Source organism: Actinomadura sp. NPDC049382, assembly GCF_040677125.1.
GTDB classification, from domain to species: domain Bacteria; phylum Actinomycetota; class Actinomycetes; order Streptosporangiales; family Streptosporangiaceae; genus Spirillospora; species Spirillospora geliboluensis.
In genome coordinates, this window is the sequence record NZ_JBFARO010000005.1 from 101,912 (window position 1) to 115,824 (window position 13,913).

A 13,913-nucleotide genomic window follows, 5' to 3' on the forward strand; every position below is an offset into this window, starting at 1 on the left:
TAACCCGCTGATCAACTTCCAGGAAGACCCTCCACAACAACCAACCGACCGTGACTCAGATCACATGACGAGTGGGTAAACCAGACAGAGCGCGCAGCGCGTCTTGTCCTAATCGCCACCGCCTGAAAGATGACGCTGCGCTACTCGACGACCGCGCAACGATGATCTTCACCACGTCGAACAGATCCGGTTAGATGAGCCGACCCGGAGAATCAAGGGATTTGGGTGTCCAGAAGTGCCCATGTCCACCCGGGCAGATAATTGCACCTTGACACAACCCATCAACCCGCTATATCGGCGCGCGATGTGGTTGACGGAGATCAGGTGGACGACGGTGGGTCGGCCTTGTGTTTGCCGTTGGGTCTCAGTGGGGGGACGATCCGAGCCGGGCGCGACGCGCCTCGGGGCAGTGCGTGACGGGCCGTGCGGCGGGGTGCAGGGACCTCCGGTGGGTCTGCGGCGACGCGCGGCTCCTCTAGGGCGTCGTCCTCGGCCTCGGGGAGCGGTTCTCGCTGCTGCTCCCGGAGATACTCCTCGAACTCCATGGAGTGCGCGGTCGGCAGCGTGATGATGCCGGGGTTGGCGTCCACGAGCAGTGTGCGGCGGCCGCTGGCGCCGGAGTGCGTGAACACCATCGCGGTCGGCGGAAGCTCCTGCAGTTGCGGTGGCTCGACGAGCAGTTCACGGAAGCGCTGCCTGTCGGAGCGGCGGTCGGCGACCGTCCGGCCCCAGGCCGTCGCGGAGCTGATGCCCTCCACCAGGACGGAGTCGTCGGCGGCCGGGGCCGGCAGCGGCGACCAGACGGGGTCGGTGAGGCCGTCGCCGCGCGGGCGCGCGAACGCGACCGTGCTGGCGTAGGTCTCCCCCGCGACGTCGAACAGCGTCTCCCCGGCCGCGTCGGTGATCTCCGCGACGAGGAGCGGCTGCCCGGCGCCGATGTGCTCGGCGGCGACCCGCGCGTCCTCGGGGTTGCCGAGCCGCATGAAGCCGACGGCGGCGTGGCCCCGCCGTCCGAGGCGCTCCCGCACGTGCCCGGGGATCGACCGGTACATCAGCACGAGGCCGGTTCCGGTCGCCTCGCACGCGTCGATGAGGCGATCGAGGACGTCTCCTCGCAGCTTCTCCGCTCCGCAGAGGAAGAGGGTGTGGTCCCACCGTCCGCCCGGCGGGGACTCCCGGATCCGGTGGGTGAGGGCGGTCGTCACGTACGTCCCGAGGATGCGGTTGGTGAGGACGCCCGCGCGCCGGTCCATCGACACCACATGCAGCCTGGACGGCGGCAGCCGCACGGGCTCGGTCGCGAGCTTCTCCAGCTTCCGGAGCTGCGCCTCCAGCGCCCACGCCCGCCGGACGACGATCCGGTCCGTCGCGTCGCGCCCGAAGAGGGTGGCGATGCGCTCCAGTTGCTCGTCGCTCAGCAGCCCCTTCCGGAGGTCTTCGCGCGGGTCGCCGACCTGGGCGAGGACGCGCAGCGCAGCCGTGATCCGCGGGATCGTCGCATCGGGACCGAGGACCTCGATGAGCCGCTCCAGGATGGAGTTGTCGAACGACAGGTCCCGGGTGCCGCCTTCCTCCTCGCCCGCGCTGACGACCAGGGATAGGACGTCCGCCAGCGCCTCGCGGTTCAGGCCGCGGGTCACGTCGAGGCGGGGCAGGTCGGCGGGCAGCACCCACACCAGCGGGTCGTCGCCGCGGTCGGCCGCGAGGCGCAGCAGGTCGTGCGCGACCGCGCCCTCCGACAGGTCGATGACGGTGAGCCGCGCGCCCACCGCGAGCCGGGCCGCGCCCATGGTGGTGACGGCCGCCGACCATCCGGCGAGCGTGCCGCCGACCACGTCCAGCCGGTCGACCCCGGGCGGGACGGCGACCGGGTACCACTCGCGCTGCCCTTCGTACGCGGCCTGCCTGCGCTCCCATTCGGCCCGGGCCTTCGCGTACGCCTTCTCGGCGGCCTCGCGCTCCCTCGCCTGCGCGGCGCGCTGCCGCTCGTCCTCGGACCGCTCCTGCGCGAGCCGTTCGCGGACGCCCCGCTCGTCCCGCCACAGCCCGCCGCCCGTGATGCCGAGGACGACCAGGCACGCGAGCAGCGCCACCCCGGCGAACGCCCACGGGATCACGCCGAGCAGCCCGCACACCAGGAACAGGACGATGAACACGACGGTGCCGCCGACGGCGATCCGCAGCGGGCGGCCGGCCATGTGCTCGCCGGGGCGCCGCGCCGGCGGCGGCAGCGGTGCCCCGCCGGGCCGCTCGGGCGCCTCCGGAGGCGGCCCCGGATCGGGGTGAACCTGCGCATAGCGCCAGCCCACGTGGACGCGGTCGGCCTGTGTGAGCCGCGCCATCGCGGACCCGCTCGCCATGTCCGTCACGTCGAGAGACCCCTGGGAGTCGCGGGAGTGGAGGGAACGCCTCGGGGTTGCCGGGTTCGGTTTTCCTGCGGTCGGTTACCTGCATGTCCCAGGGTAAAGACCTTCCCGCCTCACTGCCTCTCGTTCAAGGGAACAGCTCCCTAGATGCACCCCTATCCCCGACATTCCGGTCACAACGCCCACCTGCGCCGAAGATCAGACAACCCACACGCAGGCCCCTGGCCACACCCGGCCAATGCGGGGGGGCGCGCACGGGGATCAGCCGACGGGGTCCGCCTTCACCGGGAGGAACGTCTCCAGCTCCATCGACGGATGCGGGTACTTCCACTCCACACTGTCGAACCGGACGTACATGCCCTCGGGAGTGTCGGCCAGGAAGTAGTTGCCGTCCCACTGGTTCGGGTGCGTCACCGGCGCGTCATGCGGGAACCGGGCGCCCATGGCCTCGTACTTCACCCCGATCCCGAACATGGCGTGAACGGCGGCGTCCACGAAGTTCAGGTAGGCGATGTCGCCGCGGAGATGGGTGGCCTGGATCGCCAGGCTGTGGACACGGTCTCGGACGTAGAAGAGCGAACTGAGGTCTTTAACGACCTGGTCGAAGTTGTGGGCACCGTCATGGTGCACCATCGCGCGCGTCTGCGGCTCGCCGGTGAGGACGCAAGCCACATAGGTCGCCAGGTCACCGTGGAACATGCGGACCCTTGTCATGGCCCGGGGAAAAGCACGCCTCAGCCGCTCATGGGTGAACCTCAGATAGACGTCGTTGACGTCGACCAGGTCGAGTTCGAGTCCCATCGGCTCGACACACCCGGCGAGGACGGCGGCGGATCCGCCCATGAAGACGCCGACGTCGACGAGCCTGGAAAGCTCCCCGTGGCAGCGCTCGACGCGGGTGAAGAGGTCGAAGTAGTGGTAGGCGCTGCACTGGTCCTCGTACACCAGGTCGACACTCTCGATCCTGGCGATCGTCCGATCGAAGACCGCGTTCTTGCCCGCGAAGAGGCCGAACTCCGCGTGATGCCCGCCCTGGATCGGGATGTGCAGGGCCTCGTGGAGGTCATCGGCCTCTGCGAGCGCCGGGTCAGGTTCCAGGAACGTCCCCCACGTGCTCTGGTGCATCGCTGTGGTCGCGACGTAGTCCGTCATTTGCAGACCCCTCTCTGAGAGACGGCATGCCCCCGGTCCGTGAGGAGGTGGCCAGCCAGATCATCGCGCCGAGCGCGAGGAGGCCGGCAGCCGCCGTCCCGAGCGCCGTGGCCGGGCCGAGGGACGGCTGCCAGACGCCGTTCAGCGGGTTCACCGCCGGGACGGGCGCATAGAGCCCGTGCTGGTACCGGACCATCGCGTACGCCAGCCCGACCAACTGCGCGGGAAGGAGGAACACGGCCAGCCAGCCGGTGGCCGAACGCGCGAAACTCGACGCGAACGGGCTGCGCTCATCGATGATGTGCGCGGCGAGGACCGCGGCGCCGACCGCGCTCGGCAGGATGTACCGGCCCTGCGCCATCATCCCGTTCTCTTCGGCGCCCATGACGTCCATCCACAGCGGAAGCGCGAACGCGGCCGCGACCACCGCGGCGAGCCGCAGCCGGTCGGCGCGGCCCCCGGCCGCCAGCGCGGCGAGGACGAGGAAGCCGGTCGCGGCGAACCAGATCGCGTAGTACGCATCGGGCATCTCCACGTCCACCCAGCCGAACTGCCCGATCATCGACTTCAGGTAGAAGGACGTCCGCTCGACGATCACCAGCCGCAGGGCATCGGTGACGCCGAGCCCCGCGCCGCCCGGAACGGGGACGAGTTCCGTGGCCTTCATGGCGAGTGTCCAGACCGCCGACAGGCCGCATGCGACGGTCGCGGTGAGCCCGAAGATCCACGCTCCGCGGTCGCGGATCAACGTACCGAGCCGGGGCCGGCCTGCGGTGCCCGCCAGGATCACGAGGGCGAGCGCGACGGTCATGGGCCCGTCCGGCCGCGTCCACGCGACCGTCACCGCCGAGACGCCGGCCAGGACCAGCAGCCTCCGGTCGGGCGGTCCCTCCCCGCGGACCAGGGGGATCAGCGCCGTCCACATCGCGATCGCCGCCGTGATCTCCAGGCCGTTCGCGTTGATCACACCGCCAAGGTGCATCGCCATGGGCGTGGTGGCGATCAGTAGCCCGGCCAGCAGGAACGGGCGCCGGGACCAGGCCAGCACGCTGTACACCGCGGCCGCCAGGAAGGCGGCCGACAGCGCTGCGCTGACCAGGCGGGCCAGCAGCAACCCGCCCTCGCCCGGCCACCACTTGAGCGGCCAGCCGACCACCGCGTAGTACGTGGGCTGGTAGCGGCCGGCACCGGCGGTGAACTTCTCCACCGGCTTGTGCGGCGTCTCCGACTTCACCTGTGCGCAGTCCGCCGGCTGCTGAGGCTTGAACGCGAAACACGGCGGCGACGGATGGGCGACACCGTCCGGGATGGTCTGGTGGGTTCCGGCCAGCGGTCGCGAGATCTCCGGAACGGTGACGTAGTCGGGCGGCGCGGCGAAGTCCCCGCCGACCACACCCGCCGCGCGGGTGATGTGCGACTGCTCGTCCGGCCCGCCGTCCCACGGCATGGCGATCGCCCAGCCGGCGCCGACCGCGAAGAAGCCGAAGAAGGCCAGGATCGTGATCGCCCGGAGCCGCGTGGCGGAGAGCCGCCCGGTCATCGGGAGGCTCCCGGGTTCTTGCGGATGCGCGCCGAGAGCGCGCGCCCGAGTTGCGACACGGCCGCACCCAACTCCTGGTCCTGGCTCTGCGGGGCCGGCGGCTTGTCCAGTTCCGCACGCAGCGCCTGCAGATCGTGGCGATGGGCCGCGGTTTCGGCGCGGGATCGGTCGAGTTCTGCGCGGAGCCGGGCGATCTCGCGCTGCTGGGCGGTGACGGTCTCCGCCAGGCGGTTCGCGTCCTCGGTGCGGGCCTCGGCCTCGTACTGGAGTTGCAGGACGCGGGTGTAGAGCGCGATCCGGTTGTTCTCCATCGCGGCGAGCAGTTCCGCGGACGTGTACGGCCGCAGCGCGTCGAAGATCTCGGCGGCGCCGGGGGCGTCCGACCTGATCAGGATCCCGAACCCGAACACGGCGGGGACGATGGCGAACCGCCAGTCGGCGGCCTCCGCCAGCGCGTCCTCGACGGCGGTGAGGACGCCGTTGCGCTCGCCGCCCGCGTGCGCGGCCACGGTGAAGACGCCGTCGCCGACGAAGCCCGCCGGGGTGACGTCGTCGTGCCAGACGGTCGGCCCGTCGGCGGTGGCCGGGTGGACGTCCTCCGGCGGCAGCGGGGACGGCTGGTAGTAGAAGTCGCGGCGCCCGCACGGCCACAGGACGTCGTGGAGGACGACCACCGCGTCGGGGGCGTTCGCCATGATCCACGCGAGTTCGCGGCGGACCACCGCGTAGTTGTGGTCCCCGTCGAGGACGTACAGGTCGGCCGCCGGCACGTCGCCGAGCACGTCCGGGGACGGGCCCTCGACCAGGTTCAGCCGCGGGTCGGCGGCCAGCACGGCCCGCAGTTCCTCGCCGGGCGCGGGCTCGACGCAGTGCACGGTCGCGCCGAGGTCGGCGTACAGCGAGCTGACCTGCCCGGACTCCACCCCGACCTCGACCACCGTGCGGATCTCCCGGCACGCGAAGACGGCGGCGAACAGCTCGCGGAACACCGACATCGAGTGCAGCAGCAGCGGCTGCTCGCGGGCGGCGCGGGCCTGGGCGTGCGGGTCCGCGGGGGACCCGGCCTCCCCGGCTCCGCGGTCAGCGGTCGTCACCGAGCTTCCTCCTCGCCACTCGCCTGGCGCCGGCCGCGACGCCCTTGACGCCGGCCGTCCGGTACTCCTCGCGCATCCGCTCGGTGAGCCGCGCCGCGCGGGCGGCCCGCTCGGCCCGCCGGTCGACCGGCATCCGCGGCGCCATCCCGGACGCCGACTGCGGCAGCATCGCGAACGCGATCGTGACCTGCGCGGACGACACCGTCGGCGTCCCCGCGCGGCGGGCGAGCGGGAGCCATACCGCCGCGTAGGAGGTGTCGAACTCCATGAGGTTGCCGCCGAGGTACCGGCAGTCGGCGTAGTGCAGGCCGACGAAGTCCTCCGGTCTGTCCCAGCGCAGCACCTGTTCTCGCCTGCGCCCGCCGGCGATGACCTTGGCCTCGATCCAGTCGACGCGGACGATCGCCGGGCGGCCGGGGATCGCCAGGGAGATGTCGACGGTGTCGTGGTGCTCGAAGTCGATCCGGGCGAACGACAGCCCGTTGTGGTTGATCCGGACGCGGCGGCGGATGGGCTCGTGCCACCGGTCGTCGGCGGTCCGGTACCGCAGCCGCGTCTCGTACGGCTCGCCGGCGGGGTCGAACGCCTCCGGGTCGATGGCGCCGTCCGTGATCGCGCGGACCATGGCGCCGAGCCCGGTGTCGGACGCGGCGATGAGCGCGGGCCAGAACGAGTCCCGCATGTGCAGGTCGCCGAGGTCGCCGGGCGACAGGTACGGGACGGCGGGTTTCAGGTCGGCGGGCAGCAGGGTCGTGACGAGGGTGGAGCCGAAGTTGTCCTCGTGGGTCCAGTTGCCGAAGACGGACGCCTCGTCGGCGGTGGGCGACTCCAGCGCGGCCACGAGGATCCGCGCGAGCCTGTCGCGGGCGGCCGGCGGGCGGGCGAGGTCCGGCCAGTCCCCGCCGGACGCGGCGACGTAGCGGTTCCACAGCTGCTGGAAGGCGAGGACGCCGTCCTGCACGGTGCGGCGTTCGGCGTTCTGCGAGGGCGCGTCGGGGGTGTCGCCGAGGACGGGCTCGCCGTCCGGGGAGAACCCGATCAGCGAGCCGCACAGCGCGTTGACGCACTGCTCGACGATCTCCGGGCTGCGGGTGATGGTCGCGGCGACGTGCGCGGGGTGCCCGGCCTGCGCCAGGTAGCCCTCGGCGCGCAGCCCGGCCAGCGCGACCCGCTCCGAGCGGTTGTCGGTGGCCAGGTACAGGCCGGACACCCGGACGTCGATGCGCGCGATCTCCAGGGCGCGGGCGAGCTGCCGCTGGATCGTCCCGCCCCAGCCGAGGTCGACGAGGGTCAGTTCCGGGTCGTCGAGGGCGCCGGCGTCCCGCAGCGACCTGAGCATGCGTTCGCGGGCGGCGGTGACCGTCACCGCGAGCCGGTTGCACAGGTGCGGGGTCTCGGTCAGCGCGCGGGCGACACGGTCGGCGATGTCGCCGTTGTCGATGACGGTGTCCAGCTCGGCGGCGAGGCCCGGCACGTCGCCCGGCTGCAGTTCGAGGACGGTCAGCGCCTGCCGGACGGTGAGCCGGTAGCCGGACCGGATGAAGGCGTGCACCGCACCGGTGTCGTGCGGGTCGAGCCCCGCCAGCGACGTCACGAACCGGGACAGCCAGACGGGCCTGGCGTGGACGTCCCACCCCCGTGCCGCCGCGGCCTCGTTGATCAGCCGGGAGAGCAGTTCGCCCTCGCGCATCGAGCACCACAGCCTGCGGGTGCCGGCGTCGTGCGCCTTCCACGCAGCCCATTCGGCGAACCCCGTCAGGACCGGGCCGAGCACGCCGGCGCCGTACCGCCACGCGACGTCCAGCGCCGACGTGGTGAACGGGACCCCCGAGTGGACGGCCTTGGCGCGCAGGCTGGTGAGGCCGAAGTCGCCGTACCGGTCGTCCAGGTCGGGGGCGTGGTCGCCGAACGGCTGGACGGGCTCCTTCTCGCGGCGCAGCACGTCCAGGTAGGCGTCGTCGAGCCGCCGGTAGTGCACCGTGCGGACGCCGAGCGCGGACGGCACCTCGTGGTCGGCGACCTCGTGGTCGCCGATGTGCACGATCTGCTCGGGGCTGCGGCCGAGGTCGCGCAGGACGATCTCCCAGAGGCCGGTCGCCTTGCCGGTGCCGTGCTGGTTGGAACGGAAGATCCGGACGGAGTCCATCGGGCCCAGCTCGGGGCGGTCGAGGAGCCGCGCGAGCTGGTCGTCGGTGAAGTAGGTGTCGGACACCAGGACGACCTCGATGTCCTGCTTGCGCGCCGCCCGCACGACCTCGGCGATGTCGAGGTCGACGATGGTGAGCTCCCGTTCCAGCCGCAGTTCGGCGTCGACGAGCTGCTCTAGGGGCACCGGGCCGAAGACGCCGTCCGGCATGGCGCGCCAAATGTCGAACAGCGAGACTTCGGGGCCGAGGGTGCCGCGGTCGCGGCGGGCGGCGTCCTCAGCCGCGATGCGCATCCGGCGGAACGTCGCGTCGGTCACCCACGGCGGGCACAGGCCCGCGTCCCGCAGCCGGGAGCCGAGCAGGCCGAACGCGTCGGCGGGCCGGGGGACGCGGCGCCACAGCACGGTGTCGAAGATGTCCAGGGACAGCACGGAGCACGCCCTGTCGGCGACGATGCGACGCACGTTGTCGAGCAACGGGCTCCCGGCTTCCTGCTTGGTCAACGCCGTACCTCTCCCCTGGCTCCGGACCGGCGGCGGCCGCTGCCCCGGCCGCGGCTCGGGATACCTTATCCACCGGTATCTCCCGCTGTGGTGGAAGTTCTGGCCGCGGCCGCCGCGGCGGCGGCCCGGCGGGCAGCGCGGTCTTCGCGGACCAGCCGGCCCGCCTCCTCGGTCGCCCCGTCGAAGATCAGCCGGCCCTGCCGCATCGTGATGCCGCGGTCGCAGAGGTCGACGAGCATCTTGATGTCGTGCGCGACGACGACCATGGTGCGGCCCTCGCCGCGCAGCTCCCGGATGCGCTCCAGGCACTTCTCCCGGAACGGCGGGTCGCCGACGGCCAGCACCTCGTCGATCAGGAACACGTCCGGCTCGGTGTGCGCCGCGATCGAGAACGCCAGCCGCATGAACATGCCGGACGAGTAGAACTTCACCTGGTCGTCCAGGAACCGCTCGACGCCGGAGAACTCGACGATCGCGTCGAACTTCCGGGCGATCTCCTCCCGGGACATGCCGAGGATCGCCCCGTTCAGGTACACGTTCTCCCGGCCGGTCAGCTCGGGATGCAGCCCGGCGCCCACGTCGATCAGCCCGGCGACGCGCCCGCGGACGCGCACCGACCCCTCGTCCGGCCGCATGACCCCCGAGATGAGCTTGAGCAGGGTGCTCTTCCCCGACCCGTTCAGCCCCATGAGGGCGACGGTCTCGCCCTGGTCGATGGTGAGGCTCACCTCGTCCAGCGCGCGGAAGCGGTCCGACAGCCGCTGGCGGCGCAGCGCGCGGACGCTCATCTCCTTGATCGACCGCGCGTGCCGCAGCGTGAAGTTCTTCGTCACGCGATCGATGACGATGGACGGCTTGGACGGCGTGGGTGGCGTGGATGAGGGTGGAGGTGGGGGCGTGGCGGGAGAGGGCATCGGCTAGAGCTCCTGCGCGAAACGCGTCTGCATGCGGGCGAACGCCGCGTGCCCCGCGACGAACACCAGCAGGCTCACGGCGAGGGACATGCCCGCGCGGGCGTACAGGTCCGGCGGGAACGCGAAGCCGCCGCCCTGCCCCGGATACCAGAAGGCCCGCTGGAACAGCGACACCGCGCTGACGAGCGGGTTGGCGAGGTAGACGTCCAGCACCCAGCCGGGCGCGTGGGTCCGGACGTGCGTCCACGGGTAGATCATCGGCACTGACCAGGTGATGACGATCATCAGGATGTCGACGACCTGCTCCAGGTCGCGGAAGAAGACGTTCACCGCGGCGCACAGCAGCGCGATGCCGAACCCGAGGACGATGATGATCGTGAACCCGAGGACGGCCGCGCCGAGGCCCGCGAGCGAGGGCCGCCAGCCGGCCGCGAGGGCCCCGCCGAGCAGGATCAGCATGCCGGGCAGGAAGTGGACCAGCGAGACCAGCGCCGACGCCGTCGGGAACAGTTCCCGGGGCAGGAACACCTTCCGGACGAGCGGCGCGTTGCCGGTGACCGACCGGGTGCCCGAGTGCAGCATCTCGGTGAACAGATTGATCAGCACCATGCCCGCGAACAGGTAGACCGGGAAGTCGTCGATCTGCCGGTCCATGCCGAGGAAGACGCCGATGACGTAGAAGTACACGGCGAAGTGCACGGCCGGCCGCACGTAGGACCAGCCGAGCCCGAGCAGCGACCCCTTGTAGCGTGCGCGCAGCTCGCGGCGGACGAGGAGGCGCAGCAGGTACTTGTTGCGGAACGTCCGGCGGAGCCCGCCGTCCTCTCCGGGTGTGCGCAGGCCGGTGTCCTCGCGGATCGGCGTGACGGTCATCCCGGCCCGTCCCCGGGACCGCCGCCGGAGCCGCCGGGAGCGGCGCCCGCGTCATCCTGGCCGGGGCTCGCCGCCTCGAACGTGGCGCGCCATGCCTCCGGCGAGGCGATCTCGGCCATCGCCGCCCGGTAGCGCCGGCTCAGCTCGGGCCACTCCCGGGTGAGCCGCGCGTGAAGCAGCGACGTCCGCGCGAGCAGCCGCCGGAACCGCTCCGGGTCGCGCTGGTACCAGGCCACCTTGGTGCCGTCGGCGGAGGAGACCAGCGCGCTGTCGACCTGCGCCAGCAGGCTCCAGTGCCGGTCGATGTGCGGCACGGCGAGCTGCGGGTTGCCGCGCGCCGCCGGGTCCACCGGGCGCAGCTGCTTGACGGTGCCGAGCATCGCGCTCGCCAGCACGTTCACCGTGCCGCGCGGGGGTTTGAACCCGCGTCCCCGCTTGGGCGGCCGGCTCCGCCGCACCCGCGGGAACTCCTCGTGGCTGGCCCGGTTCCGCGCGTCCGGGAAGTTCGCCCGGAACCGCATGATCTCGGGCAGCTTGGTGGCGATCCCGGCGTGCATGTGCTCCGGGCCGCTCAGCACGTCCTCGATCGCCGACAGCATCAGCTCGGCGGTGGAGTACTGCATGGCGAGCGCGTGCTTCACCGAGATGATGAAGCTCTCCTTGACGAGGTTGCCGCCGCGCTCGTAGGGCGAGTGCATCAGCGCGGTGACCAGCCGGTTGCGCTCGTGGAAGTACGCCTGCCAGTCGATGCCGTCGTCCTTGTCCTGCCAGGGGACGTGCCACGCGGCCATGCCGGGCAGGCTCACGGTCGGGAAGCCCGCCTCGCCCGCGCGGACGCAGTACTCGGCGTCGTCCCACTTGATGAACATCGGCATGGACAGGCCGACCTTGCGCACGACGTCGACGGGGATCAGGCACATCCACCAGCCGTTGTAGTCGACGTCCACGCGCCGGTGCAGCCACTTGGTCTTGCGCAGGCTCCCGGTGCTGGGCCGCGCCTGCTGCTTCGGGTGCGCGTCCGGGGAGGCGGCCGGGCTCGCCGGAAGCGCGAAGTCGTGCTCGCGCCTGGTGTGCGGGGCCTCCTCCCACCACCAGCGGTACCGCCCGATGGTCTCGCCGTAGGCGTGCAGCTGCGAGCGGACGAACAGGTTGAACATGTGCCCGCCGACGATCGTCGGCGTGCGGGCGAAGTCGGCGAACGCGACGCCGCGCAGGATGCCCTCGGTCTCGGTGACCACGTCGTCGTCGAGGAGCAGGACGTAGTCGCTCGCACCCGCCCTGACCGTCTCGTCCATGGCCCGGGAGAACCCGCCGGACCCGCCGAGGTTCCCCTGCTCGATGACGCGCAGCGTGTCGCCGAGCGCCGCGGCGGCCCGCGCGAAGTCCGCGTCGTCGCGGACGCGTTCGGTGCCCTGGTCGACGACGTAGACGGCGTCCACCACGCCGAGGACCTCGGGGGCGTCGGCCAGCGCGAGGAGCTGGGCCACGCAGAAGCCGGGGCGGTTGAACGTGGTGATGCCCAGGCTGACCCGGCCCTGCCGGACGTTCTTCGCCGGGTCCCGCACCGCGCACCAGTCGGCGCGTTCCAATACCGCGTCGCCCTCGCCGGCCAGGACGTCCATCCAGTACCAGCCGCCGTCGATGAACGGCCGGAGCGGCAGCCGGAACGACTCCTCGCGCGAGGTCTCCGAGTCGACGCGCACGGAGTCGACGCGCTGGATGTGCCCCTTGGCGCTGGACCGGTAGACGATCACGGTCGCCTGGCCGCGGACGCGGACGCGCAGGACCACCTCCTCCACCGACGTCCAGCGCCGCCAGTAGCCGGCGGGGAACGCGTTGAAGTAGGTGGCGAACGACACCCGCCGCCCGACCGGCACCACCACGCTGCGCCGGCCCACGCTGTCGGCGAGGCCGGCCAGGACGCCGGCCTCGACCGCGGCCTCGGCGGCGAGCGCCTCGGCGCCCCTGGCGATCTCGCCCTCGACGTACAGCTTGAGGACGTCGAGGTCGCGGTCGACGGGCATCACGACGCGCTGCAGGACGCGCAGGTCCGCGGGCGCCGCCCCGGCGTCGCGGCCGGCGGTCTCGGCGGGTGCGCTCATTCGGCCCTACCTCCGCTCTTGAGACGCGCCCCGTCCTCGAAATGGGGGCGCAGTTTGTTGTCGACCATGCTGAGCGCCGCGGCGATGGCCATGTGCATGTCCAGGTACTTGTAGGTGCCGAGCCGCCCGCCGAACAGCACGCCCGGCTCCCCCTTGGCCAGCTCGCGGTAGGCGAGCAGCCGGGCCCGGTCGGCCGCGGTGTCGACGGGGTAGTACGGCTCGTCGCCGCGCGCGGCCGCCCGCGAGTACTCCCGCATGATCACCGTCTTGTCGGGCGGGTAGTCCGCGCGCTCGGGGTGGAAGTGCCGGAACTCGTGGATCCGGGTGTAGGGGACGTCCTCGTCGGCGTAGTTCATGACCGGGGTGCCCTGGAAGTCGCCGGTGGGCTCGACCCGCGTCTCGAAGTCCAGCGTCCGCCAGCCGAGCTCGCCTTCGGCGTAGTCGAAGTAGCGGTCCAGCGGCCCGGTGTAGACGACCGGCACGTTGCCGACCGCGTCGCCGCGCAGGTCGAGGAAGTCGGTGTCGAGCCGGACCTCGATGCGCGGATGGTCGGCCATCCGCTCCAGCCAGGCCGTGTAGCCGTCGACCGGCAGGCCCTCGTGGACGTCGTTGAAGTAGCGGTTGTCGAAGGTGTACCGGACGGGCAGCCGCGTGATGATCTCCGCGGGCAGGTCGCGGGGGTCGGTCTGCCACTGCTTGGCCGTGTAGCCGCGGATGAGCGCCTCGTACAGCGGGCGCCCGATCAGGGAGATCGCCTTCTCCTCCAGGTTGGCCGGGTCGGTCACCTCCGCGGCCTGCCGGGCGATCAGCGCCCGCGCCTCGTCGGGGCTGAAGGCCCGGCCGAAGAACGCGCAGATCGTGCCGAGGTTGATCGGCATCGGGTAGACCTTGCCCCTGAACGTGGAGTACACGTGGTGCCGGTAGCCGGTGAAGGCGGTGAACCGGTTCGCGTACTCCCACACCCGTTCGTTGGACGTGTGGAACAGGTGCGCGCCGTACCGGTGGATCTCGATGCCGGTCTCCGGCTCGGCCTCGCTGTAGGCGTTCCCGCCGATGTGGCCGCGCCGGTCGAGGACGAGCACGCGCAGCCCGAGCCCGGCCGCGCACCGTTCGGCGACCGTGAGCCCGAAGAACCCGGAACCGGCCACCACGAGGTCGACGTTCACAGGGCGGCGTCCATCACAGGGCGGTGTCCATCACGAGGCAGTGTCCATCACAGGGG

At 71.9% G+C, this 13,913-nt stretch carries 9 protein-coding genes; all 9 read right to left on the reverse strand.

The features are described 5' to 3' along the window. Window positions 1-320: 320 nt before the first annotated feature. The 9 genes from AB0K34_RS05330 to glf all read right to left on the reverse strand — a co-directional run bounded on the left by AB0K34_RS05330 (window position 321) and on the right by glf (window position 13,857). On the reverse strand, window positions 321-2,360 hold the full coding sequence (locus tag AB0K34_RS05330) for a hypothetical protein (RefSeq protein WP_364545801.1): 2,040 nt from the start codon (window positions 2,358-2,360) through the stop codon (window positions 321-323). Between the two features lie 267 nt (window positions 2,361-2,627). Beyond that, entirely contained in the window at window positions 2,628-3,518 is an 891-nt protein-coding gene (locus AB0K34_RS05335; protein WP_364545803.1) for a class I SAM-dependent methyltransferase, read from the reverse strand. After that, entirely contained in the window at window positions 3,454-5,058 is a 1,605-nt protein-coding gene (locus AB0K34_RS05340) for a DUF2142 domain-containing protein (protein WP_364545806.1), read from the reverse strand. The genes AB0K34_RS05335 and AB0K34_RS05340 overlap by 65 nt, the downstream gene beginning before the upstream one ends. After that, entirely contained in the window at window positions 5,055-6,152 is a 1,098-nt protein-coding gene (locus AB0K34_RS05345) for a class I SAM-dependent methyltransferase (RefSeq protein ID WP_364545809.1), read from the reverse strand. Before AB0K34_RS05345 ends, AB0K34_RS05340 begins: the two co-directional genes overlap by 4 nt. Further along, a complete protein-coding gene (locus AB0K34_RS05350) occupies window positions 6,139-8,802 on the reverse strand; it encodes an HAD family hydrolase (protein WP_301176427.1) in 2,664 nt (887 codons plus the stop codon). The genes AB0K34_RS05345 and AB0K34_RS05350 overlap by 14 nt, the downstream gene beginning before the upstream one ends. Window positions 8,803-8,867: 65 nt before the next feature. Further along, on the reverse strand, window positions 8,868-9,635 hold the full coding sequence (locus AB0K34_RS05355) for an ABC transporter ATP-binding protein (protein WP_364545811.1): 768 nt from the start codon (window positions 9,633-9,635) through the stop codon (window positions 8,868-8,870). Between the two features lie 84 nt (window positions 9,636-9,719). Continuing rightward, window positions 9,720-10,589 carry an ABC transporter permease gene (locus tag AB0K34_RS05360; RefSeq protein ID WP_301176429.1) on the reverse strand — a complete coding sequence of 290 codons (870 nt, stop codon included), beginning with the start codon at window positions 10,587-10,589 and terminating at the stop codon, window positions 9,720-9,722. Further along, entirely contained in the window at window positions 10,586-12,691 is a 2,106-nt protein-coding gene (locus AB0K34_RS05365) for a glycosyltransferase (RefSeq protein ID WP_364545814.1), read from the reverse strand. The genes AB0K34_RS05360 and AB0K34_RS05365 overlap by 4 nt, the downstream gene beginning before the upstream one ends. Next, complete coding sequence (gene glf, locus AB0K34_RS05370) at window positions 12,688-13,857, reverse strand: UDP-galactopyranose mutase (protein WP_364545816.1); 1,170 nt, start codon at window positions 13,855-13,857, stop codon at window positions 12,688-12,690. The genes AB0K34_RS05365 and glf overlap by 4 nt, the downstream gene beginning before the upstream one ends. Window positions 13,858-13,913: the final 56 nt, after the last annotated feature.